Source organism: Paenibacillus auburnensis, from assembly GCF_927798115.1.
Classification (GTDB): Bacteria; Bacillota; Bacilli; order Paenibacillales; family Paenibacillaceae; genus Paenibacillus_AQ; species Paenibacillus_AQ auburnensis.
In genome coordinates, this window is record NZ_CAKMMG010000001.1 from 1,201,834 (window position 1) to 1,226,483 (window position 24,650).

Sequence of the window (24,650 nt, forward strand, 5' to 3'; positions counted from 1 at the left end):
TGTTCATTCCGCCTTTCTTACCAGATTATAATTGCGTGACCAGATCAAATGTATGATGCACAGTGTGGCTGTCTGCGTAGCCTTCCTTCTCACGGATACTGGATAGTGCCGAGGTCGGGCAGGCGCCGACGCATTTCAGGCAGCCTTTGCAATATTGATAATCGATACCCAGCAGGAACATTTGCGAGCGTCCCTTGCGGTCAAGCCGTTCTTCCCAGACAAAACACTGGTCAGGGCAGACGGTGTCACACTGCGCACAGTTGATACAGGACTCGATCTCAAAAGCCGGAATCATGCCGGAACGGGAAATACTCAGGTTCTTCAGGAAGCTGCCGCCTGGATTGATAATCGTGCCCCCGATAGGTTGAGTTTCATAGCCGAGCGGCGAAATATCGGAACGAACGTATTCAGGCATGCTATCCCCTGCCGCAAGGTCGAAGTGCATAAACTTCACTTCATTGTAGCCGCGGTCAAAGGTCGTAATTGCCGATTGTACAGCCTGCGGATATTTTTTGCCGAGCGACTTCTCGATAACGCCCTTCATCGTCTCGGTATCCAGGAACGGGCAGAGCCGGAACAGCGCACCCAGCATCGCCATGTTTACACGGTTCTTCTCTTTCAGTGCAATGCTTGTCGCGTCGATCACGGCAATTGTACCAGCCTTCATCTTCAGCAGCTCTTTGAGTTCTTCCGGCGTCTTGGCCGAGTTCACAAGAACAGTACTGTCTTCATTAATTCCGCTGGTCACATTGACGGTCTTGGCAAGCGCTTCGTGGAATACACCAACCACATGGGGACGCTCTACCGGCGAAGTATCACGGATGTGCGTATTTAAATCACAGAACCGGATGTGGGCCTTTACAGGAGAGCCCTTTTTCTCCGAGCCGTAAGACGAGAAGCTGACGCCGTTCAGTCCTGCTCCGACGACCCCCGCCTCTGCGAGCATCTTACCGGCCAGGTTAGCGCCGAGTCCTCCAATGGACTCCAGCCGGATCTCAAAAAATCCGAGATCGTTTACTTTTGGTAATTGTACCACTGACATAACCCCTTCCTGAGTGTCAAGAATAATAACATCCTTTTGACTTTTTCATTGATTGTAACGTGATAATAACTGTTGCGAATGTGATAAATCTTGCATTTTCCACACCTGGGGAATCACAATTATTTATGGATTTCGATTGGTTTCTTTATACGCGACAGTGCGGCGTTACTTAGAGAGAAAGTAATCTGCCATAGAAATTGCAAAATGTGAAAATTGTGTGTAATCCTTCATTTCCCAAGGGTTTCTTGAATACAAGACCAACCTTAATTTAGCAATAAAATTAAAAATTAAGATGTTAAATTTATCACATTAATCATGATTAATATCACAGTAGGAATCTGCAAGCGTACGAAAAAATAAAAAAGCCCATCCGCAGATGGGCTGACAGGCTGGCTTCTAATAAGTCCACCAGTTGCCGGACATCACGATCATCGAAAACAGCTTGATGCTGTCCTCGTAGTAATCTTCAGCAGCACTGCCGGCCGTGTGGCTCCAAAGTGAATTCAGCCAGCTCTGGTTACTAGAAGAGGTCATTGCGCTTACTCCAAATGGAGCATAAAAGGCTCCGCTGTTATAGCTGCCAAACGTTGTACCGTTAAGCTTATAACCGTCTTTGATGCTTCCAGGCGTACTGTTTACTTTGGTCTTGATCCAGCTGTTAAGCTGCGTAAGCTGGGCAAGCGCACGATTGTCACCGGAAACCAGATAGTCGGTAGTGATCCGCCATGGCGTACGACAGGAGTTATAGTTGTAATTCCCGTCATTGGCATCCTCCAGAAAGCCGGCTGCAGCTGGTTTATAGACACCACCGGAATAGACCACGAAATCAGGCAACAGGCCAGTGCCCGCACTATAGCCCGTGTAGAGGCTGTTTATAATGGAGTACGTTTTATCGGCTACACTAGTCCAGCGCGTATCACCGGTTGCCGCCTTGAACGCCTTCAGATGATCCAGCATGAAGTCTGAGGGCCGTGTAGCCGTGTTATAGTTACCGCTGTTCGCCCAGTCGCCCAGACGGATCGTCCACTGCGTCTGATTGATCTCATTGTCCATGATGGCTCCAATGATATTATTCGCAGCCTGCAGATAATTGACCGTGCCCGCACTGCCCCACTGCCGGTCTGCAAGCAGAAGCGCAAAAGCAATATCCATATCCCCGTCAGTGGCGGAATCCTCCCCCTCGATATTCTGAAAGCTGCTGTTCTGCTTCCAGGACATCAGATAGGGATTGATGGAACTGGGATGGGCGGTGTAATAATTATATAGTCCGTTAAAATACGTCTGCGCATTGGTGTCATATCCGGCCATCAAAACTGTGAAGAGCATGCCATAACCATGGGCTTCGGAAACGGTTTCCCCGTCTGAGTTATATTTAACATAGTATTTTCCGGTACCAGCCGGTTTAAGATAAGCAGCTTTCCACTCATTCCACTTCGTCTTGACTGAGTTGTCCATACTAGTCTGCGTAACATTATTCGGTTTGATGGTCCCGCTGGTATAGGTAGTGTGCTGCGGAAACGGCTTGTTGACGGCAGCCAGTGCAGAGCCGGCCGGCAGAACAAATAGTGCCAGACATAAAATAATAAAACTCTTCCATCCCGGCTTACCCTTGCTTTGCTTGTTCATAACGATTCACTCCTCAAGTTTGGTCAGCCTCCAGCGGCATGGTCACGCAACACATGGTACCCGGCTGTCAACGCAAATGCTTAAGCCAATGATTTCATGAAGCAATGAAACAGGCAAAACCAGATTCGCACACCTCCCTCTATTCGGAATGGGGGTTTTTCTTAATCAGATCGAAAGTTAAAGCGCTTAAACTTTCACGGCAAAAAAATAATTGTGCCGACATGCTAAATATAGTCTTCCATTTTATTCCTGTCAATATATAAAACGGCCAGAATAGTGCATAAAGAAGCTGCCCTTCGCCACATGTCTATATTGCGGAAGGACAGCCTTTTAGATAAACCTTAGACAACAAATCTTCTATTCTACATCCTGCTGCATATGCTCTGCGATCAGTTCCTGCTTGCGAGTCCATACTTTTTCACTGAGATTTACACGGTACACCTCAGGATTCAGCTTGCGGAGATACTCCGGCCAGAACAGATCGAGCTGTTCCTGATGATAGCTGCGGATTTCATCCAGCGCAGGCAGCTTGTAGACCTGGAATCCGTTCACAAATATCGGCTCTAGCATCGGCAGCGCCTCATACTTGTCGACGTTCTTGCGCAAATAAGGATGCAGCGGATTGAACAGCTTAATGCGGCCGCCGCTGCGCGGAGTCTCCTCTTCAGGGAAGCTGATATAATCCGCCATCGCCTTGCCATTGGTTCCGACTATGCGGAACACTTCTTTTTTGCCTGGAGTCGAGACCTTCTCAGGGTTGGAGGAAATCTTGATCGTCGGAATCATTTCACCTGTAGGCGACTCAATTTCAACCAGCTTGTACACGCCGCCAAGTGAAGGCTGGTCAGAAGCGGTAATTAGCTGTGTGCCCACGCCCCAGGTATCGATGGCTGCACCCTGCAGCTTGAGGTCCATAATTGTATTCTCATCCAGATCATTGGAAGCAACAATCTTAACATAGTCCAGGCCGGCCTCATCCAGCATCTTGCGTGCCTGGATCGACAGATAGGCCAAGTCTCCGCTGTCGAGGCGGATGCCGTTCATCCGCTTGCCCTGTGCTTCCAGCTTCTTGGCCGTGTTAATGGCATGCGGCACACCGCTGCGGAGTGTATCAAAGGTGTCAACGAGCAAGGTAACGCCATCCGGCATTACTTTGGCATAAGCATCAAAGGCTTCCTGCTCACTTGCAAAGCTCTGTACCCAGGAGTGTGCATGAGTACCTTTAGTCGGAATGCCGAACATTCTGCCGGCCAGCATATTGGAGGTGGCATGAAAGCCGCCGATATAAGCCGCACGTGCACCCCATACTGCCGCATCAGCCTCCTGGGCTCTGCGGGTTCCGAATTCCAGCAGGGTATCACCGGGAGCTACCTGCTTGATCCGTGAGGCTTTGGTAGCTATCAGCGTCTGATAGTTCATGAAGTTCAGAATCGCCGTTTCGACAAGCTGGGCCTCCATAATTGAGCCTTCAACGCGTACAAGCGGCTCATCCGGAAAGACAAGCGCCCCTTCCTTCATGGAGTGGATCGACCCCTGAAAATGAAACTGCAGCAGCTCCTCAAGAAAGGCAGGTGCATAATTCTCTTCCTGCTCGGACAAATAGCGGACATCATCTTCGGTAAAGCGCAGGTCACTGATGTACTGGGCAATGCGCTCCAGACCCGCAAATACGGCAAACCCGTTCCCGAAAGGCAGCTTGCGGAAGTAGGCTTCAAACACCGCTTTGCGTTTATGGGTTCCGTTCACCCAGTGGGCATACATCATATTGATCTGATATTTATCGGTATGTAGAGCAAGCTCTCTCCTCAAATCCTCATCTCCTAAATTCTCTCTAGTATGCGGTAACGACCTTCGCTCCAAGACTCCCCTGGAAATGCCCTAATGCCCAAAGATGACCGTCCGGGTTAAAACTGGCCACAGCGTCTTCGTGTATGATGAGATCAAACCCTTTGTTGTATGCATCAACTGCGGTGTGCAGAACACAGATATCGGTGCAGACGCCGATCAGATGCAGCTCCGTAATCCCGCGTTCGCGCAGCTTCAGCTCCAGATCGGTGCCGCTAAAGGCGCTGTAACGCGTTTTGTCCATCCAATAGATCGAAGACCGGCTGGCCTCATATACGTCTTTCAAAGTGCCGTACAATTCCCTGCCGCGGCTGTCCCGCAGATTATGCGGCGGAAACAGTTTGCTCTCCGGATGATACGGATCATCCGCTTCATGCAGATCTACAGCCATTACCACGTAATCGCCGTTCTCGGCAAACTTCCTGGTCAGTTCGCTGACTCTTGGCGCAATATCAATCCCCGGCTGCCCGACAGGCAGACTGCCGTCAATAAAATCATTGGTGAAATCTATCACGATCAATGCCTTCATTATACTGGCCTCCTTAAGGCTGGGTTAAAGGGTTATCCGGTTACCAGACATCTTCCTACGTATAGATAGACAATAACGGCTCATGGTCTGTGAACATATACAGTTGTGCAGGTCGCTGGGAGTACTGGTTGGAGCTGACCGGATTGCCGGCTTCGTCCCGTACTTCCTTTAATATACCCTGACGGCTACGTGTTGAAGTAATTTTGCGGATGAAGTTCGGCTCTTTGAATTCCGGCACTACCGTTTGAATTACCTGATACAACTCGCTTAATGTGAAGTGCCGGGGCAGAAACTGCCGGGCAATCGTGGTCTGCAGCATCTGCTGCTGAATCCGCAGGTAGGCATCAGTGATGATGTCATGATGGTCAAAAGCCAGCTCCAGCTCCTCCAGGGCTTCCTGAAGCGTAAACAGTCCGACTTCGCCCGCGTCATCAGAGGCTTGTCTCTGCTCCAGCATCCATTCCTCCACCAGCGCAAAAAAAGCATGGCTGATAATCCACCCGCGCGGATCACGGCCAGGCGTACTATACACGCCAAGGTATTCCAAGTGCCCGCCGTCGACACCAGTTTCTTCTTTCAGCTCACGTGTTGCCGCATCATATATAGATTCATCTTCCTGGCAGAACCCGCCCGGTAAGGCCCACATCCCGGCACATGGCCATTTTTTCCGCCGGATCAGCATTACCTTTAGTTCGCGCAGGGGAAGTGTCTTGGTGACTGTCTTCCGTTCCCGCTTGGTCAAAGTGAACATCACAATGTCGGCCGGAACTCCGTCCGGGGTGCGGTACTTTTTGGCGTTATAGGTTTGTTCCACGTTCTCGCTCACTTTAGATCATCCTTTGCCGCAGCTTTTGTTTGCTGTTCGTATCTTTTAATGTACCAAACCTGAACTTCTAAAATCAACAAATCTGCCGCATTTATATTTGAATAAAGGGACGGATCTGCATCCGCCCCTCCGAAAATGGTTTAATCTCCGCATGTGGACGGCGGCGCTTCTGTTCCGGCTTCCACATTGATTTTCTCTGACACAGTGTCCCGGATTACGGAAATAACCAGCTGCAGCAGGTAATTAATATCGCTCTGGCTCTGCTGGAACTCATTCACGACCGGAATCCCGTCGATTTCATCCTGCAGGACTTCGATTTCCTGTTCAATCTTCGCTACCATATCTTTATTGCCGAAGCTCTCAAAGGCGACAATCTCCTTCTGCTTCTTCTTGATCGTGGCAATCAGCCCCTGGACCCGCTCGTGATTCTGGATTTTGAGCTCAGCCTGCTGGAAATGCCGCACTTCTTCACTTGTCGAAATCATTGAAGCGAGTTCCTTCGCTTTGCCCATAATATCCTCACGCACAATCAGATCACGGGTGTTGAAGCTCTGCATGCCATATTTATTGACACTCGGGTTTTCCTGGCTCACTAACATCGCCTCATTTCACTATAATTTAGAGAACCGCTGCGGCTTCCGCTACATAGTCCCCTTTAATGTACCAAGTTTTGGTATCTGTAATTCTAACCTGTACAAAGCTGCCGATCAGCTCACGCGGACCTTCAAAATGAACCAGCTTGTTGGCTCTGGAGCGCCCGGAGAGCACACTTGAGTTATTCTTGCTCTCACCTTCTACCAGCACCTCTACCAGCTCACCCAGCATCCGGTCGTTGCTGACCCTGCTCAGTTCTTTAATCAGGTCATTCAGGCGCTTCAGGCGCCCGTTCTTAACCTCCTGCGGAACATTATCCTCCATCGCGGCTGCCGGTGTTCCCTCGCGAGGAGAATAAATGAAGGTATACGCCATATCATAACCTACTTCGCGGACTAGCGACAGGGTCTCTTCAAATTGTTCCTCGGTTTCACCCGGGAAACCTACGATAATATCGGTCGTCAGCACCGCATTGGGCACACTTGCTTTGATCTTGCGGACCAGCTCCAGATAAGCTTCCCTGGTATATTTACGGCTCATCTTCTTAAGTACCGCTGTACTTCCCGACTGCACCGGCAGATGAATATGCTCTGTCAGATTGCCACCTTTGCCTAGCACTTCAATCAATCTATCGTCAAAATCACGGGGATGAGAAGTCATGAAGCGGATACGCGGAATATCAATCAGCCGCATGTCATCCATCAGATCCCCGAATGTATAGTCTTTGTCTATAAAATCCTTGCCGTATGCGTTCACATTTTGCCCTAGCAGTGTTACTTCCTTGAAGCCCAGACGGGCCAGCTCCCGCACTTCGGCAATCACATCCTCCGGCCGGCGGCTGCGCTCCTTGCCTCGGGTAAACGGCACGATGCAATACGTACAGAACTTATCGCAGCCGTACATAATATTAACCCAGGCGCGCATGCCCTCCCGCTTTTTCGGAAGATTCTCAATGATGTCGCCTTCCTTGGACCAGACCTCTACCACAAGCTCCTTGCTGAACAGGGATTCCTTGATAATCTGCGGCAGCCGGTGAATATTATGTGTCCCAAAGATCATATCCACGAAGCCGTGTTTGGCCATGATCCGGTTAACGACACCTTCCTCCTGTGACATACAGCCGCAGACTCCCAGCAGCAGGCCCGGCTTTTCCAATTTCAGCGTTTTGAGATGGCCCAGCTCACCGAATACCTTATCTTCTGCATTCTCGCGGATGGCACAGGTATTCAGCAGAATGATATCCGCATCATTCCGGTCTTCCACCGGAAGATAGCCCATTTGCTCCAGCATGCCCTTCATCGTCTCGGTGTCATGCTCATTCATCTGGCAGCCGTAAGTGGCAATAGAGTAATAATGCTGTTTATGGCTGTTCAGTTCACGGAACTGCTCCATAATCCGGGTCGTTTCCTCATCATCAAAATGGATGACCTCAATCTCCTGCTTCCCTCTGCGCTTGCCTTCTTTATAGTCGGGATTGGAATTGATCTGCACCGTCCGGCCTTTGATTCTATAAGTGGTCTTGCCTTCTTCTTCACTGATGACTTTGGCATCAGAAAAATCAAAATATTTCGAGTAATCCTTCGAACCGCCCTTGCCGGATTTTAAGTCCGGTGAGTTATTCCCCATTGTCATATGTTCACGTCCTTTATGAATGAAGCATGATCAATAAAATCACAGCAAAATAATCTTGCTAATTAAAAATTATAGCATAAATAATGGAGCCTAATCCATCTGCCGTCTAGAGGAGCCTACACTTCCAGCAGGGGATTGAATCCGCATACAAATAAACCTCCCTACCGGAATCCGTAAGGAGGCTATCATTAGAATTAATCAAGTTTATCTCTCAGCGGCGGAAGTACATACGCATATAGACTAGATCAAGCTTGGAATTTTTGACACAGATAAAAAACATCCTCATTTCCTGAAATCAACCCCCCATAAAATACCTTAGCCCAAGTTTAACAGTACAGCGTTACATTTACGTTACACTTTTCTACAATAATCAGCATATTATGATAAAATAACAACTTTTTTCGCTATAATAACCATAGATAGACTATGCAGCCGTGCAGAGGAGTACAAAGATGGAGTATATCTTGGAAAATGGTTTAACACTTAATTACGAATATGCTCAAGCCAAGCAGCCAAGCCCCGAAACCGAGACTCTTGTGCTTATTCATGGGATGGGGTTTGACCTCAGATGCTGGGACCGGATTATTTCTTATTTGAAGGAAGATTATCATATTCTCAGATATGACTTCAGAGGACACGGGTTAAGCGGGACGGGAGACATTGATCCAACTAAGCTGGCCTCCCTCTATACCGAACATCTTCATGCGCTTGTGCAGCATCAGGAGATTGACCAGTTCCATATTCTCTCCCATGGAGCGGGGTGCATTATTGGGCTATATTTCAGTAAAGCTTATCCCGGGAAGGTACGCAGCAATGTGTTGTTATCCCTGCCGCTCTTTAATTCAACCAATACTGCCTATAAATATGCGGATTACCGAAAAGATCTAATGAAGCATCAGTCCATGCGTACCTTAGCCGACCACGTTATTCCGAACGTGACCCTTTTCCGGCAGGGCAGCCCGGAGATTGACAAGCTGTATGAAGCCTTCTCCAAAGTAACCGTTGATGTCTATGTTGAACTGCTGGATTTCTTTGCCGAAGCGCACAGTGAAATTATGGAAATGTTCAAACAGCACACAGGCCTTACCCTGCTGTTGACCGGTGAGCGTGACCCCATGTATCCGCCATACCTGTCCAGCCTGATTGCTTCAGCCAATCCCAATTGCCGTTTTATGACGATCTATAATTCGTCTAATATGGTATTTTATGACCAGCCTGAGGAAACCTACAAGCAGATCAAAATGTTCTTCGCCAGTGAATGGAGCCACCGGGCACCCTTGGACCCTTTATTAATGGATTTGCATGCGGATTTCTTGGGAATGGTAGACACTGTTCAGGAGCAGCAGGTCATTGCCTCCCGTTTAAAGGTCGTCCTGCTGAAGCCATTTCAAGTGTTTGTGGATGATTCAGAGATCCTCAGCGGCTGGGGAAGAAGAAGCGCCAAGGAGCTACTCATCTATCTGCTGCTGAATCCTACCGTAACGAGGGACCAGCTGTGTGAGGACCTGTGGAAGGATATGGAGCCGGTCAAAGCCCGGAATCAGCTGCGGGTCTGCCTGAATCATCTGAAGCAGCTACTGAATAATGACGAGACGAAGCTCATCTACAGCAGCAACCAGCAAATCTCGCTGCAGGCTCCGGTAAATGTAAATTGTGATTTGCTGACTCTGCTGGACCGGACTAAACAAGCGCTTGAGGAAACAAACCCGGAACAGAAGGACAAGTGCATTCAGGAAATTTTCCAGCATATCCATGAAGATATGTTCCGCAACCTGAACCAGGAATGGAATTTGAATTTTAGAATGCGGCTGGAAATCCAGCTGACTACACTGGTGTATTATCAAGCAGACAGATTGGCGGGCCAGGGCAATTACACTGGCGCCATCGCCTGCCTAAAATATGTATTATTATTCAATCCCGAAGAATATGATGCCTACGAGCGGATCGCCCATCTCTGTGAGCAGAACAATCAGAAGCATGAAGCCAGAAAATGGCGCTCGAAAGTGGAGAAGCTGCAGCCGGCAAAAGGGCAGACCCCGATGTAAAGCGTTGCTAACGCCCTTAACTCTTGGTCAAATACACAGCGGCATTATTACCTCCGTATCCATGTGAAGTGATCAGCACTTCTGCAGAGGGCTTCAGCAGAGTTTCTGTAATCAGCGGCAGATGCTCGAACCCCCATTGATCGGTCCGGATGGTACGGGGGACAAACTGATGCTGAAATCCAAGCAGCGAAGCAATGATCTGCGCCAGTCCGCTTGCGCTGAATGGATGCCCGATCAGTCTTTTGACTGAGGTTAAGGGAACACCGTGTCCAAAGATATCCCGGGAGACAATATCTTCGATGCTGTCGTTGGCGGCATACCCCATTGCCTGGCTGTTATAATAGTCCGGGATTCTTTGCCCCAGCACACTGCTCACAGCTTGCTTCATGCTGCTGCCTGTCCGGTCATGCCCATTGATGGATTCCGCGTCATTGTTCGTCACTACGGCATCTATATATCCGTAAATAGCTGCATTTCGGGCCAAGGCATGTTCTTCCGTCTCCAAAATCAGGCATGCCGCTCCTTCCGATAATAGGAAGCCCTTGCTTCTCTTGCTGAAGGGGGAGCCTGCATATTCTGCCTGCTGATTAAACGGCAGTGCTCTGATCTTGCCGAATCCGAATACGGTTACTTTGTTATTGCTGCTGTCCGCAGCACCGACTATGGCGGTATTGATCTTGCCGTTCTGCAAGTACATCATTGCATCCTCCACAGCCTCCACTCCGGCGGTGCAGCCCGTGGTCACCGTTTTGGTAATCCCCTTCAAATGAAAAAAGCTGGAGACCGAAGCCGCAAGACTATGATAATGCACCAATCCGCAGCAATAGACAGGCATTTCTCTGAATTTATCTGCCGATGAAATCCAGACCATTTCTTCTAGCGGAGTGGTTCCTCCCATTGTTGTTCCCATAAATATACCAGTTGAAGTTCCGTCGTCCCCCAGGTCCAGATGTGCCATCTCAAGGGCTTCCCAGATCGTACAGATGGCCAATTTGGCGATCCTGGGTAATGCCCTGAAGTGCTTGCCCTCAAGTTCTCCTAGTCCCTGTACAACCTCTCCGATCAGTAAATCCTCCCGGTTTGGGGTAATCTCGTTCCTAATAGAAAACTTATACTCTCCGCTGATCAGATGATGAAGCAATTCTTTGTTATTCTCGCCATTCGGAACCTTCACTCCGAAACCGGTAATCACTATACGCTTGCTCATCCCTTATCATCCTTTTCATCAAAATTATTAAGATGACACAAAGAGGCTTCCCCCGCATGCGTGTTTTGGATTCTGCTTGCCAAAACTCACCACCTGGTGGAAGCCCTCTAAGTAGATAGTATAGTTATAATCTTTAGCTGAAATTGAACTTAGCTCAACGTCCGGGTCGCCTCTGAAGTAAACGGAATAATCTCATCCGTCCGTCCGCTCTGTACTTTGGCCGGCCATGCAGGATCGCTGATCAGCGCCCGGCCTACAGCAACCAGATCGAATTCGGCCTTTTCCAGTCTTTCCAGCAGACGGTCAATGTTGTCTTCCTCATTCTGTTCTGTCACGCCGCCCGTAAATTCACTGTTCAATCCTACAGACCCCACGGTAATCGTAGGCTTGCCGGTAATTTTCTTGGTCCAGCCGGCCAGATTCAGCTCTGAGCCTTCAAATTCCGGCAGCCAGAAACGGCGAGTGGAGCAGTGGAAAATATCAACACCGGCATTGCTAAGCGGTGTAAGGAACCGGGCCAGCTCTTCCGGTGTCCGGGCCAGTTTGGCAGAATAATCTCCGCTCTTCCACTGCGAGAAGCGCAGCACGATTGGGAAATCGGGGCCGACCGCACGGCGGCAGGCGTCAATGACCTCGACGGCAAAGGTCGTCCGGGCTTCCAGATCACCGCCGTATTCATCGGTGCGCTTGTTGGTTTTCTCCCAGAAGAACTGGTCGATTAGATAACCATGGGCACCATGCAGCTCAATTCCGTCGAAGCCAATCCTTTTGGCATCCGCAGCAGCCTGGGCAAACGCAGCAACAATCCCGTCGATTTCCTGCTGTGTCATCGGCTCGCTCACCTGCTCACCGGCCAGGTTCAGTCCGGATGGGCCAATCGGCAGCGCCTCAGCGTTCGGGAGCTCCCCAATGGTGCGGGCCATGCCGACATGCCAAAGCTGCGGAATAATTTTGCCGCCAGCTGCATGAACTTCCGCCACCACATTCGCCCAGCCTGCAAGAGCAGCTTCCCCATGAAAATTCGGGATGTTCTGATGGCTGACTGCCGAGGGATGGTTAATAGCCGTGCCTTCGGTGATGATCAGCCCTACCCCGCCCTCCGCACGTCTGCGGTAATAAGCAGCTACATCACTGCCTGCTACACCTTCGGGCGAAAAGACGCGAGTCATCGGGGCCATTACAATTCTATTGTTGAGCGATAGCGAGCCTGCCTGAAAGGGAGTAAACAATAAATCTGTATTCATATCGTACCTCCATTAAATAATATAATTACTTTAAGTAAGCATATTATGACGCTTATCAGGAGCAAAAGCAAATTGGAGATAGCTTTAGTTACCACGCACTTTCTTAACTTAAAAAACCGGACAACGCAGTTGACCTGCCGATTGTCCGGTTCTTATTCTTAAGCTATATTTATTGAAGAAAAATTCTACAATTCCAGGATGCCCGCTTTTGGTGTTACACGGAACGCAGCAGCCAGATCAGCCAGCTGACGGTCGGTAATTTTCTGTTTGATCTCTCTACCGCCAATTAAATTGTAAACGATCGCCGCTTTTTCAATCGTTTCTACAAGGCCAAAGGTAGCATCCATAGTTGCACCGGTAACGAAGATTCCGTGCTGCGGCCAGACAACAACGCGGTAGTCCTTCATCTTGTCGGCTGTGGCACGGCCGATTTCACTGCTTCCCGGAACAATCCAAGGAATGACGCCAATACCGTCAGGGAATACAACCAGGCATTCCGTACACATTTCCCAGAGGGTTTTGGTGAACTTCAATTCATCCAGATCATGGGTAAACGTCATGGCGATTACATTGGTTGCATGGGTATGCAGCACAATGCGGTGCGTCGGATCAACCTTCAAACGTTCGATGTGGCTCATGAAATGGGAAGCCAGCTCACTTGTCGGTACAGCACCGTTGCGCAGCCCCCACAGTACTTCTACGCTCTCTCCGCTCTCCGATACACGCAGTACCCCAAGGTTCGCTTCCGGGTCTTTAATCACATTGCGGAAATATTTACCGGAGCCAGTAACGATAAAGTATTTACCCGCCAGCTCAGTAACCGGGAAGGTAAGCTGAATCGTACGTAATGACTCGCGGATGTTAATATACTTGGCAACTTCCTCTTCGTCCAGCAGATAGCTGATATTGCCGCCGTTCAGCTCATCCCAGCCCAGGGACCACATGTGATGGGTGATTTCGGACATTTCCTGGATAAACGGTGCTTCGGTGCTGGCGATGTAACCTTTAGTTTCAATTACAGATGTGCTCATATGTTTTCTCTCCTTTGGTTGCCAATCTATTGGGAACTACCGCTCAAAAAACTTACCGTACCGAAAGTACTTCCTGCTCATAAGCCTTCACATCAGCCAGCCAGCCTTCGCGGACCGGTGTGTTCTGAGATGCACAGTAGTAATCCCAGACCGCTCCAAACGGATACGATTTGAATTCCTCCACAAGTGCAAGGCGTGAAGTATAGTCTCCGGCCAGTTCAATCGCTTTGAGTTCAGCAATTGGCTCCAGCATGGCACGCAGCAGCGCCTTGATGGTGTTGCGTGTGCCGATTACCCAGGCTGCGATATGATTGATGCTGCCGTCGAAGAAGTCCAGTCCGATATTTGTCCGCGGCAGCAGGTCTCCGCGGACCAGCTCACGGGCAATTTCCAGCAGCTCATCATCCATCGTAACGACGTGGTCGCTGTCCCAGCGGACCGGTCTGCTGACATGCAGGAGCAATTGTTCGCTGAACATCAGGATTGAGGACAGCTTGTTGGAGATCACTTCGGTCGGATGGAAATGCCCGGCATCGAGACAGATCGCTTTACCCCGGGTCAGCCCGTATCCCATATAAAATTCATGCGATCCGACAACATAGCTCTCAGAGCCGATGCCGAACAGCTTACTTTCCACTGCATCGATATTGTACTGCGGGTCAATGACTTCGCTGAACACTTCATCCAGCGAATCCTTGAGGCGTGCGCGCGGCGCCAGACGGTCGACCGGGGTATCCTTATAACCATCCGGTACCCAGAAGTTAGTCACACAAGGCTGTCCCAGCTCACGGCCGAAGTGCTCGGCGATTTTGCGGGAAGCTTTGCAGTGCTTGATCCAGAAGCTGCGGATTTCTTCGTCCGCATGGCTCAAGGTAAAACCGTCAGCAGCTTTGGGATGGGAGAAGCAGGTCGGGTTAAAGTCTAGCCCCAGTCCCTGTTCCTTGGCCCAGTCCACCCATGGTGCAAAGTGACGCGGCTCCAGCTCATCCAGATCCACCTTCTCATCTGTATCCGCATAGATTGCATGCAGATTCACTTTGTGTTTGCCCGGGATCAGCGACAAAGCCTTTTCTAAATCCTTGCGCAGCTCATCCGGCGTGCCGGCGCGGCCGGGGTAACTGCCGGTTACGGCGATACCGCCGCTCAGTTCCTTGTCTTTGAACAGAAACCCGCGGACATCATCGCCCTGCCAACAGTGAAGGGAAATTTTGATCCCGGCAAGTTTCTCCAGTACCTCATCCACATTGATTCCGTGGGCGGCGTACAGCTTCTTCGCTTCGTTATAGCTGTTAATGATGCTCTGATCCATGATGAGTCCTCCTAAAAGTTTTGTGAGCATCCGCTCCATCTGAGTTCCTTCGTACAAAACTGGCTTCGAAAGCTTACGCTTCGTTTTGTGAGCATCTGCTCCATAGTGATATTTATTTGCCGTCCCCTGCAGCGGCTACTGTGTGCAGCTCTTCCCAACGGACTAGCAGCTCCTTAAGCTGCGGCAGCGGGCGCGGCAGGTAAGACTTAATCTTAAAGGACTTGCCAATAATCGTTCTGGCCTCTTGGATATTTGCAACTGTACCTGTTTGAATCATCTGCACCGCAAGATTGCCGAGTGCTGTCGATTCAACCGGACCGGCCAGCACCTCCCTGCCGATGATGTCAGCAGTCAGCTGGCACAACAAAGCGTTGTTCGCGCCACCCCCGACGATTTGCAGCACCTCGACCGGTCTGCCGGTCAGATGCTCCAGCTCCGCCAGATAACTTCGGTAAGACAGCGCCAGACTGTCAAAGATACAGCGGGCAAGCTCGCCCGGCGATTCCGGAACAGGCTGGCCGCTCCCGGCACATGCCTGGCGGATCTCTTCAATCATGTTGTCCGGATTCAGGAACCGCGGATCATTGCACGGAATCAGGCTGCGGAAGCCTTCGGCTGCTCCGGCAAGCTCAGCCAGTTCACCGAAGCTGTACCGCTCCCCGTCCAGTCTGCGGACTTCCTGGATCAGCCACAGTCCCATAATGTTTTTCAGGAAACGGTACGTTCCGAAAGCGCCCCACTCATTGGTGTAATTGGCTTCCTTCGCCGCCGGAGTATTAACCGGCTGTTTCAGCTCTACACCAAGCAGTGACCAGGTGCCGCTGCTGATGTAGGCGGAGGAACGTCCATTTTGCACAGGTACACCCAGTACCGCAGAGGCTGTGTCATGTGTTGCTGCACAGATCAGTTCACATTCAGGCAGATCATACTGTTCCATAAGTGTATCGCTAATTGTACCTAGAACCTCCCCCGGTTCGGTAAGCACGGCGAACTGATCTCTTTGCAGATGGAGCAGAGCCAGCAGGTCCGCATCAAATTCACGTTCAGCCAGATTTAGCAGCTGTGTCGTAGAAGCATTGGTAACCTCGTTAATCTTACGCCCGCATAATCTATAGTAGAGATAATCCGGCACAAGCAGAATCTGATCGGCTGCAGCCAGCTCCTCACGGCTATGGGCATACAACTGGTATAACGTATTAAAGGTTAATTGCTGTATTCCGGTTTTGGCATATACCGTTTCAGGAGAAATCAGCTTCGCCACTTCCTCCATTACACCGTCTGTACGGCGGTCACGGTAAGCATACACCTCCTGCATCCGGTTTCCCTCAGCATCCAGCAGCACATAATCTACGGCCCAGGTATCGATTCCGAGTGTACACTTGGTGATGCCGGATGATTTCACCTTTTGAAGGCCGAGCAGGATCTCATCGAACAAATAATCGATATCCCAAAAGCAGGAGCCGTCTCGTTCGGTAAAGCCGTTGCTGAAACGGTGAATTTCCTCCAGCGAGAGACTTCCGTCCGCTAGTGTTCCGAGCACAAGCCGCCCGCTGGAGGCGCCGATATCGACGGCGATATGATAGTTCATAGGGAATCTCCTTCGTTCATAGTCATGAAGCTGTTTAGAGAATTTTACGGAACAGGGCGATGACTTCTTCCTTCGTAGGAATGAACGGATTACCCGGTGCGCAGGCATCCTTCATTGCGTTCTCGGAGAGAAGATCAAGATCCACCTCTTCAACACCCAGCTCGGATAATTTAGCCGGAATACCGACTTCCTTCGACAAGGCCTTGATCGACTCAATAACGAAATCCGCACATTCCTTATCGGTTTTGCCGTCCACCTGAAGGCCGATGGCCTTGGCGATGGCCCGGAATTTCTCAGGTACATATTTGGCATTCTCTTCTTCAACAAAAGGCAGCAGCATCGCATTGCATACGCCGTGCGGCAGATCATATACCCCGCCAAGCTGGTGGGCCATCGCATGTACATAGCCGAGTCCGGCATTGTTGAACGCCAGCCCGCCGAGGAAGATCGCATATACCATCTGTTCCCGCGCTTCGATGTCATGGCCGTTCTTCACTGTACGTGCCAGATTGCCAAAGATCAGCTCAACAGCCGCAAGTGCAGTAGCATCTGTAACCGGATAAGCGCCTGGTGTAACGAGGGCTTCAATGGCATGGGTCAGTGCATCCATACCTGTTGCCGCTGTCAGTGCAGCCGGCTTATCTACCATTAGCTCGGGGTCGTTCACGGAAATGGTCGCGATGCTGTTCTTATCGACCATAACCATCTTAACCTTGCGTTCTTCATCCGTAATTACATAGTTAATCGTAACTTCGCTTGAGGTTCCGGCAGTGGTATTGACGGCAACGATCGGCAGCGATTTATTCTTGGACTTGTGTACTCCCTCATATTCGGCAATATGTCCGCCGTTAGTAGCAACGATACCGATAGCTTTGGCTGTATCCTGCGGCGAACCGCCGCCGATGGAGATCAAATAATCACAATTATGCGATTTCAGAAAATCCACGCCGTCGTGAACATTTTTGCAGGTCGGATTAGGCTTTACTTCATCATATATCACATACTCAATCCCCGCTTCATCCAGTACGGCCAGCAGCTTGCCGCTGGTCCCGCTCTGCATCAGGAACTTGTCGGTAACTACCAGTGCTTTCTGCAGGTTCAGTTCTTGAATGTATGGGGCGATTTCCTTAAGACAGCCTTTTCCCATAATGTTGATCGAAGGAACATAATAGACATGAGTACTCATTGAATGACCAGCCTCCCAGCAATTTTGTGTAACAGGAATCTCTTAAGTTATCTTCATCTCTGCAAGGTTTATCCCGGCTGCGGCACCTCAGGCTGGTCTCTGGAGTCATCGCAGCGGACCGTGCTCAGGCGCTAGTCTTATGAAGCATGCGCTTTCAAAGAGAAAATGAACATCTTTATCGTACCGTCATAAATCTGTGTTGTCAACAAATAATATATAATTTATGTTGTTTTTATTTGTTTATTGTTTGTTATGTAGGGATTACAATATAATAAATGTTGTTTTCAGTTATTTTATTGCAAAACACAGATAATTAAGTCTATATTTATATAACAGAATTTATATAACAGAATTTATACAGCTCCGGAAAGGTGATTACGATGCTGGCTGCCGAAAGACGCAATAAAATAATAGATCTTGTCCATCAGGACAAGCGGGTGCTGGTCTCCGATTTAAGCCGCATGTTCGAGGTGACGGAAGAAACGATCCGCAGGGATCTGGAAAAGCTGGAGAAGGACGGTATTGTCAGCCGGACTTATGGCGGGGCGATGCTGAACAGGCATACCAATGAGGATCTTCCGTTCGTAACCCGCAACGCAATTAATACGGATATTAAACGCAACATTGCGCTGAAGGCGCTTGATCTGATCAATGACGGGGATACGCTGATGGTAGACCCCAGTTCAACCGCCTTTGAGTTCCTCAAGCTGCTGGGTAACAAAAATAATCTGACGGTCATCACCAATTCAATCAACATTTTGCAGGAGTTCGCGAGTTCCGGCATGAACATCATTTCCACCGGCGGTTCCCTGCGCCACCGCTCACTGTCACTGGTCGGTCCGGTCGCTCATGATACGATTCAGCGCTACAATGTCGATACGGCTGTGATCAGCTGCAAGGGAGTGGATATGGAACGGGGAATTACGGATTCTAACGAGCCGGAATGCGAGCTTAAGAAATATATGCTGCGCCAGGCCGAGAAGGTCGTGCTGCTCGCTGACCATACCAAGTTTAATAAGACTGCCTTTACGCAGCTGGTAGAGCTGGGCAAAATTGATGTACTGATTACTGACCGTAAACCCCCGGAGCCTTGGCTCAAGCGGCTGGCTGAGGAGAATATTGAAGTTCTCTATTAATAGGTTTAATGCGATATACAAAAAAGGACATCTCCCCTCTACCTGGCTGGGGAAACGTCCTTTTTTTGTGCTGCAACGGTGTAGTTAACCTTTGGACAGCATAATATTCAAAATCGTCTCATCTGTTGCGGCAAGCCCTTCCTGGACCAGCCGTTCCATGTTACGGATCGTATCCTCGACCTTTTCAAAAATCACGCCGTCACTGTCGGACGGTGAAATATTATTCATCGCCAGCGTTGCCGCTTGGATCGCAGCATTGGTGGAGGTGGAAATTTTGAGCGCGCAGGTTGATTTCGCACCATCACAGATCATACCTGACAAAGAAGCAATCGTATTCTGGATTCCATGTTTGATTTGTTCTAGACTGCCACCCATGAGGTAGACAATGCCGCTGTTTGCTCCAACTCCACCGGCAATGCCCGACCCGCACAGCGGTGAGAGGCGTCCGATATAATGTTTGACATGCACGGTAACCAGGTTGCTGAGGGCGATGGCCCGGGCCAGCATTTCATCATCTTTGCCCAGAAGCTCCGCCAGCTTAATAACCGGCAGTGTACAGGCAATGCCCTGATTGCCGCTTCCGGCAGTGGTCATCACGGGCATAGCGCTGCCGTCCATCCGTGCATCGGAGGCCGCAGCCGTAGCGGCAATAACCGAATTAGCCACATCATTACCGAACAGATTGACAGCGGAGCGCTGACTCATCTTTTTGCCGACCTGAAGGCCATAGTCTCCCCGCAATCCCTCGTCCGAAATCGCCTTATTCATTCTGGCACCTTCCAAGAGAAACTCCAGCTCTGAATAATCCGTGTTGCAGACAAATTCAAAGATTCCTTCCAAAGAAACCGCATAGGCTTCCGGGCTCAGCAGTTCGTCCTCCCCGCAGTCCCCCTTGTCCTTTTGGATCCCGACCGGCATCCCATCCTTCTCCAGTAAGACAATATTGGTATGCTCTCCCGAAATAATTGCCGTAGCCTGGTGGTTAGCGCTGCTGACCCGGGCTTCAATATATAGTTTCTCAAGGGTATCTTTCAGTTCCACATCCAGCAGCTTGCGCCCGATGATTGCGTTAGCCTGCTCTAATTCTTCTGCGGTCAGTCCGGAGAGAATCTCCAGCTTCCTGTGTGACCGGTGGATGACTGCACCAAGTGCTGCCGCAATTGGCAATCCGGTCTGACCGGTGCCGGGAATCCCGACTCCCATGGCATTCTTGATTATATTTCCGCTAAGATGCAGCTGAATGGACGTAATCTCCTCCTGCAGCAGCTCAGCCGCCAAAGAGACGGCATAGGCCACAGCGATCGGCTCTGTGCAGCCTTCGGCGGGAACGATTTCCTTTTTGAGTATTTCCAATAGATTAACCATAGATAAGATCACCATTCCTCTAGTTGCCGGAGTTTATCCATTTATAGTACAACAGAGTGCAGGTTCAGGGGAACTGTATATTGACTTTGGGAAGATTTACTTTGGTTCTGCTTCATTCATAAATGCCCTGAAGTTCTCGGCAATTGCCTTGGATTGGGTGTGGTGTAAATAATGCTCTCCTTCAAGTGTCACCACTCTGCCATGATCCAAAGGCCGGACCTGCGCTTCATGCTGCGGCAGCCAGTCCTCAACCTCTGTATTATCCGCCTGTACAAATAAGATAACTGGGAAAGCTTTCGGGAAGCTTAGCTGCTGAGCGTCTTTAAAATTCGCAGAGATATGCTTCATCTCGTTCAAAGTCGTATCGTTGTTCGAGTTTTTATACGAAAGCATCCGCATCTGCTGTTTCGTCTGATCATCGAAGGATGATGATGCATACGGGTCACCGCTTATTTTCATAACGAATCTTAGCAGACCTGATTTCTTGAGGAATTTGAACGATTTCATCGGAAATTCAGCGTCCATCCCGCCTTGTTCCGGAACACTGCTGTCGATCCCGGCAAAGGCGGTCACTTCCTCCGGATACTTGTTCACGTAGTCCAGGGCATATATGCCTGCAATGGAGTGCCCCATCAGGATATACCGGTCAATATTCAGCTGCTGCAGAGCCTCATGAATTTCCTTTACAATATTCGCAGTTGTCCGTTCGGAATCGGTACCATCACTTAATCCATAGCCGAAGGGCTCTATCGCCACCACCCTGTAATAGGGGGACAGTTCATCCATCAGCAGCTTAAAATCAAGGGCCGGGGCCGCTGTGCCGAATCCGGGCAGGAGCACGACCGTTTCATCCCCTTGCCCCTCTATGGTCACATTCATCTGTTTGCCGTCCACTGGCACCAGCTGCCCATAGGGGATTATTTTTCCTTGTTCGGATTTGCTGCTGACCACATTCACTATAAACACTATCGCCAGAAACAACGCTGCTGCAATAGCTAAGATACCGATTATTTTAAGTAAAAGCCTTAGTATCCTCTTCATTCTATTGCCTGTCCGCGTGTTCGTTCTCTGAGATTGTTCCACTGACATCTTCCCCTGTCCGTACTGTTTTTTTCGGCTGGCTTGAACGAGCCGTTAAGATCAGCTTAACGAATGAAGATGTACTCCGAGTGACGGCAATATGAACGCAGTATGAACAGGTAAAAAATGCTGTAGTATAGAAACGCGGATCCCGAGCCTCGGTGGCCCTCTATGATTCTAACTATTCTGCTATCCGATGAGCGGTAAGGTCACAATTATAACCGTACCCCGGCCAGGTTCGCTCTCCACCCGGATGCTGCCTTGATGCAGCAGTACAATCTGCTTCACGATAGCAAGCCCCATGCCGCTGCCGCCATATTGGCGGCTGTGCGAACGGTCTGCCTTAAAGAAGCGTTCAAAGATCCGCTGCTGATCCTCCTGTGAAATTCCGATTCCCGTATCGGAGATCCGGACGGTCACATCGCCATTCTCCTGTAGGATGCTGACAGTGATCACGCCGCCATCCGGGGTGAATTTGATGCTGTTGCCAATAATATTCGTCCACACCTGATTTAACTGATCATAATCGGCTGTCAGCAAGGCGGGTATCAGATCAAGCTCGAATGTAATATTGCGTGCTGACCATTGTGGCTGGAGCGCAACAATCACCCGCCTGAGCTGTTCATCCAGAATGAACTTGACCCGCTGCTGCAGCTGTGGCTGTGATTCAAGTACACTCAGTTTAAGCAGACTATCGCTCATCTTGGATATCCGTTCTGCTTCAGCCATGATAATCTGGAGATAACGGCTTCGTTCGTCGTCTGTGATATCCGCCTGCTGAAGTGCAAGCGCATAACCCGAGATCGAAGTGAGCGGTGACTGTACCTCATGAGATACGTTTGATACGAATTCTCTGCGCATCTGCTCCAGCTGCTGCAGTTCACGCATCATTTGTTCGAAGCTACGGGCCAGCGTCCCAAGTTCCCCCGACTGCTTAATGTTCAGCTTGACGCTGAAATCACCAGCGGCGATCTGCCGGGTCGCCTGTGTCAATTTTTTGATCGGACGGATGAGGTACATGGCGGCCACCAGAATCAGCAGGCTTCCGGCAATCAGCGAATACATCAGAAAGTTAAGCACCCATTTTATAATAAAAGTGGTTGATGAAGGCGCACGCTGCTCCACGAACATTGCTTTCGTCCCTATCTCTGTCTTGAGCGGCAGCCCTATGAGTATCGGATCAATCCCGTCTGTCCGGGTTTGAACAACCTCTCCCTTCAGGACGTCCGCGATTTGTCCGGCAGTTACATGGAGAGGATCATGTCCGTCAATTGCACTGAAGATCTGCAGCTGCCCCTTCCTGTCATAAATACGGACATAAAAAGAATTAAGCTGCTTCATCCCGCTGACGTACGAGTCTGCTTCCCGCACCGGTAACAGGTCGTAAATGCGGGAAACATCCTGGCCAAAATCCATCAGGGTAACCCGCAGATTGTCATTCAATTGATCTTCATAGATCCATGTAGCCACAAAAAAGGCAATGACAGCGCCCCCGACTACGGAGAACAGGAAGGTCAGAACAACACGTATATATAAGGATTTAATCATTCGGTAACCTCCAGACGGTAGCCAAGTCCGCGCACGGTCCCGATCTGGAAATCAGTGATATGCGCGAACCGTTCCCGCAGGCGTTTAATATGTACATCAATCGTCCGTTCATCCCCTGGGTAATCAAGCCCCCAGATCTGTTCGATCAACTGTCCGCGTGTGTAGACCTGTCCGGGAGTTCCGGCAAGCTTATACAGAAGTTCGAATTCCTTCAGCGGCAGGGTGAGTGCCTCAGTGCCTATCATGATCTTATAGGTCTGCCGATCAAGAGTGACGCTGCCCAGCCGAATCATCTGTGTAGTGCCGATTTTATAGCGTTTCAATAAGGCTCTGACCCGGACCGTTAACTCCAGCGGATCGAAAGGCTTCGTCAAATAATCATCTGTGCCGAGTTCAAACCCCTTCACCTTCTCCCAGGTTTCGCCCCTGGCAGTCAGCATTAGCAGCGGCAGATCAGGGCTGGCTCTCCGTAGCTCCTTGCATAAGGTCCAGCCGTCCATCACCGGCATCATAATATCAAGTACAACCAGATCAACAGGCTGCGAAAGATAAATACTCAGTGCCTCCTTGCCGTCCGCAGCCTCGGCTGTGGTAAATCCGTCGTTCCGCAGAAATAAACAGACGAGTTCGCGAATGTTCGCATCGTCGTCCGCAACCAGTATAGTAGGCATCTGTTCCCTCTTTTCCTTGATTCAGCTTATCGTAAAGTAATCATTATACTATAAAGACATGCGATTCAAATAATCATCCGTGAACCGGATATTACAGAGCACAAAAAAAAGCGGCAACCCCAGTGCCCTTTAAGGACAATGAAATTCGCCGCTCTTATATTAACCCTGCTATAAAGATAAGGCTTGTGCCAAAGTTCAAGCAATATAGATGTGCCGCTTATATGGTTTCTACGGCATGTCCGCCAAACTCGTTGCGCAGCGCGGCAACTACTTTGCCGGTGAAGGTGTCAGTCTCCAGCGAACGGTAGCGCATCAGCAGCGCCATTGCGATAACCGGTGTAGCCGCCTGCAGATCAAATGCTGTTTCCAGTGTCCATCTGCCTTCTCCGGAGGAGTGCATAATCCCTTTGATCTCGTCCAGCTTGGCATCCTTCGAGAAGGCGCGTTCCATTAGCTCCATCAGCCATGAGCGGATAACGGAGCCGTTGTTCCACACACGGGCTACCTCCTCGAAGTTAAAGTCAAAGCCGCTTTTCTCCAGCACTTCAAAGCCTTCCCCGATTGCGGCCATCATGCCGTATTCAATCCCGTTATGCACCATCTTCAGGAAATGGCCGCTGCCGGACTTGCCGGCATACAGGTAGCCATTGTCCACAGAGGTATCACGGAACAGCGGCTCGGCAATCGTCCAGGCTTCCTCGTCTCCGCCGATCATGTAGCAGGCGCCATTGCGTGCCCCTTCCATCCCGCCAGAGGTTCCGGCATCCAGGAAGTATATCCCTGAATGTTCGAGTTCATCATGGCGGCGGATGGATTCCTTGTAGTGCGAGTTCCCGGCCTCGATGATAATGTCGCCTTTGGACAGAAGCGGGGTCAGCTCAGTAATTACAGAGTCGACAAACTGATGCGGCACCATAATCCAGGCAATCCGCGGAGTATCCAGCTTGCTCACGAGTTCGGCCAGATTAGCCGCCCCTGATGCCCCCTTCGCTCCAATCTCTTCAACGGCAGCGGCATTCACGTCATACGCCACAACCTCATGTCCATGCTCCAGCAGGTTCTGGCCCAGATTGAAGCCCATTTTTCCTAATCCGATCAATCCGACTTTCATTACATATCCCTCCGAATTGTATTTGTATAGGCAAG

The 24,650-nt window shown here is 50.0% G+C and carries 20 protein-coding genes; 2 read left to right on the top strand and 18 right to left on the bottom strand.

The features are described from left to right. Positions 1 to 25: 25 nt before the first annotated feature. From L6H70_RS05525 to miaB, 7 genes are all read right to left on the bottom strand, one after another. Entirely contained in the window at positions 26 to 1,036 is a 1,011-nt protein-coding gene (locus L6H70_RS05525) for a 2-oxoacid:acceptor oxidoreductase family protein (protein WP_236330659.1), read from the bottom strand. 402 nt (positions 1,037 to 1,438) lie between these two features. Beyond that, positions 1,439 to 2,668 carry a family 8 glycosyl hydrolase gene (locus L6H70_RS05530; RefSeq protein WP_236330661.1) on the bottom strand — a complete coding sequence of 410 codons (1,230 nt, stop codon included), beginning with the start codon at positions 2,666 to 2,668 and terminating at the stop codon, positions 1,439 to 1,441. 357 nt (positions 2,669 to 3,025) lie between these two features. Next, entirely contained in the window at positions 3,026 to 4,477 is a 1,452-nt protein-coding gene (locus tag L6H70_RS05535; RefSeq protein WP_279306732.1) for a nicotinate phosphoribosyltransferase, read from the bottom strand. Between the two features lie 22 nt (positions 4,478 to 4,499). Beyond that, complete coding sequence (locus tag L6H70_RS05540; RefSeq protein WP_236330664.1) at positions 4,500 to 5,042, bottom strand: cysteine hydrolase family protein; 543 nt, start codon at positions 5,040 to 5,042, stop codon at positions 4,500 to 4,502. A 55-nt stretch (positions 5,043 to 5,097) separates the two neighbouring features. Next, a complete protein-coding gene (locus L6H70_RS05545; protein WP_042177372.1) occupies positions 5,098 to 5,868 on the bottom strand; it encodes an NUDIX domain-containing protein in 771 nt (256 codons plus the stop codon). Positions 5,869 to 6,008: 140 nt separating this feature from the next. Then, positions 6,009 to 6,425: a YlbF/YmcA family competence regulator gene (locus L6H70_RS05550; RefSeq protein ID WP_423802806.1), complete on the bottom strand. Its 417-nt coding sequence runs from the start codon at positions 6,423 to 6,425 to the stop codon at positions 6,009 to 6,011. A gap of 61 nt (positions 6,426 to 6,486) precedes the next feature. Then, complete coding sequence (gene miaB, locus L6H70_RS05555; protein ID WP_236330670.1) at positions 6,487 to 8,094, bottom strand: tRNA (N6-isopentenyl adenosine(37)-C2)-methylthiotransferase MiaB; 1,608 nt, start codon at positions 8,092 to 8,094, stop codon at positions 6,487 to 6,489. A 452-nt stretch (positions 8,095 to 8,546) separates the two neighbouring features. On the opposite strand from miaB, the gene L6H70_RS05560 reads away from it, so the two are divergent. After that, entirely contained in the window at positions 8,547 to 10,139 is a 1,593-nt protein-coding gene (locus L6H70_RS05560) for an alpha/beta fold hydrolase (protein WP_236330672.1), read from the top strand. Between the two features lie 16 nt (positions 10,140 to 10,155). Here the strand turns inward: L6H70_RS05560 and L6H70_RS05565 are convergent, their stop codons facing one another. The 6 genes from L6H70_RS05565 to L6H70_RS05590 all read right to left on the bottom strand — a co-directional run bounded on the left by L6H70_RS05565 (position 10,156) and on the right by L6H70_RS05590 (position 17,704). Further along, a complete protein-coding gene (locus tag L6H70_RS05565) occupies positions 10,156 to 11,346 on the bottom strand; it encodes a beta-ketoacyl synthase N-terminal-like domain-containing protein (RefSeq protein ID WP_236330675.1) in 1,191 nt (396 codons plus the stop codon). 149 nt (positions 11,347 to 11,495) lie between these two features. Beyond that, positions 11,496 to 12,590, bottom strand: a complete 1,095-nt coding sequence (locus L6H70_RS05570; RefSeq protein WP_236330679.1) for an NADH:flavin oxidoreductase — start codon at positions 12,588 to 12,590, stop codon at positions 11,496 to 11,498. 185 nt (positions 12,591 to 12,775) lie between these two features. Next, positions 12,776 to 13,621, bottom strand: coding sequence for a rhamnulose-1-phosphate aldolase (gene rhaD / locus L6H70_RS05575; RefSeq protein ID WP_236330682.1), 846 nt, complete (start codon positions 13,619 to 13,621; stop codon positions 12,776 to 12,778). A gap of 52 nt (positions 13,622 to 13,673) precedes the next feature. Next, positions 13,674 to 14,930, bottom strand: coding sequence for an L-rhamnose isomerase (gene rhaA, locus L6H70_RS05580; RefSeq protein ID WP_236330685.1), 1,257 nt, complete (start codon positions 14,928 to 14,930; stop codon positions 13,674 to 13,676). 112 nt (positions 14,931 to 15,042) lie between these two features. Then, positions 15,043 to 16,518 carry a rhamnulokinase gene (gene rhaB / locus L6H70_RS05585; RefSeq protein WP_236330688.1) on the bottom strand — a complete coding sequence of 492 codons (1,476 nt, stop codon included), beginning with the start codon at positions 16,516 to 16,518 and terminating at the stop codon, positions 15,043 to 15,045. A 34-nt stretch (positions 16,519 to 16,552) separates the two neighbouring features. Further along, the gene (locus L6H70_RS05590) at positions 16,553 to 17,704 is read right to left on the bottom strand and encodes an iron-containing alcohol dehydrogenase (RefSeq protein ID WP_236330692.1); all 1,152 of its coding nucleotides are present in this window, start codon (positions 17,702 to 17,704) and stop codon (positions 16,553 to 16,555) included. Between the two features lie 380 nt (positions 17,705 to 18,084). Here L6H70_RS05590 and L6H70_RS05595 point away from each other — a divergent pair, with 380 nt between their 5' ends. Beyond that, positions 18,085 to 18,840, top strand: coding sequence for a DeoR/GlpR family DNA-binding transcription regulator (locus L6H70_RS05595; protein WP_236333150.1), 756 nt, complete (start codon positions 18,085 to 18,087; stop codon positions 18,838 to 18,840). A gap of 84 nt (positions 18,841 to 18,924) precedes the next feature. Here L6H70_RS05595 and L6H70_RS05600 read toward each other — a convergent pair whose 3' ends face one another. The 5 genes from L6H70_RS05600 to gnd all read right to left on the bottom strand — a co-directional run bounded on the left by L6H70_RS05600 (position 18,925) and on the right by gnd (position 24,615). Further along, the gene (locus L6H70_RS05600; RefSeq protein ID WP_236330696.1) at positions 18,925 to 20,193 is read right to left on the bottom strand and encodes an L-cysteine desulfidase family protein; all 1,269 of its coding nucleotides are present in this window, start codon (positions 20,191 to 20,193) and stop codon (positions 18,925 to 18,927) included. 108 nt (positions 20,194 to 20,301) lie between these two features. Next, positions 20,302 to 21,246 carry an alpha/beta hydrolase gene (locus L6H70_RS05605; RefSeq protein WP_423802773.1) on the bottom strand — a complete coding sequence of 315 codons (945 nt, stop codon included), beginning with the start codon at positions 21,244 to 21,246 and terminating at the stop codon, positions 20,302 to 20,304. Positions 21,247 to 21,474: 228 nt separating this feature from the next. Further along, positions 21,475 to 22,833 carry a sensor histidine kinase gene (locus L6H70_RS05610; RefSeq protein WP_236330702.1) on the bottom strand — a complete coding sequence of 453 codons (1,359 nt, stop codon included), beginning with the start codon at positions 22,831 to 22,833 and terminating at the stop codon, positions 21,475 to 21,477. After that, positions 22,830 to 23,504, bottom strand: coding sequence for a response regulator transcription factor (locus L6H70_RS05615; RefSeq protein WP_236330704.1), 675 nt, complete (start codon positions 23,502 to 23,504; stop codon positions 22,830 to 22,832). Before L6H70_RS05615 ends, L6H70_RS05610 begins: the two co-directional genes overlap by 4 nt. 217 nt (positions 23,505 to 23,721) lie before the next feature. Next, positions 23,722 to 24,615 carry a phosphogluconate dehydrogenase (NAD(+)-dependent, decarboxylating) gene (gene gnd / locus L6H70_RS05620; protein ID WP_236330707.1) on the bottom strand — a complete coding sequence of 298 codons (894 nt, stop codon included), beginning with the start codon at positions 24,613 to 24,615 and terminating at the stop codon, positions 23,722 to 23,724. Between the last annotated feature and the right edge of the window lie 35 nt (positions 24,616 to 24,650).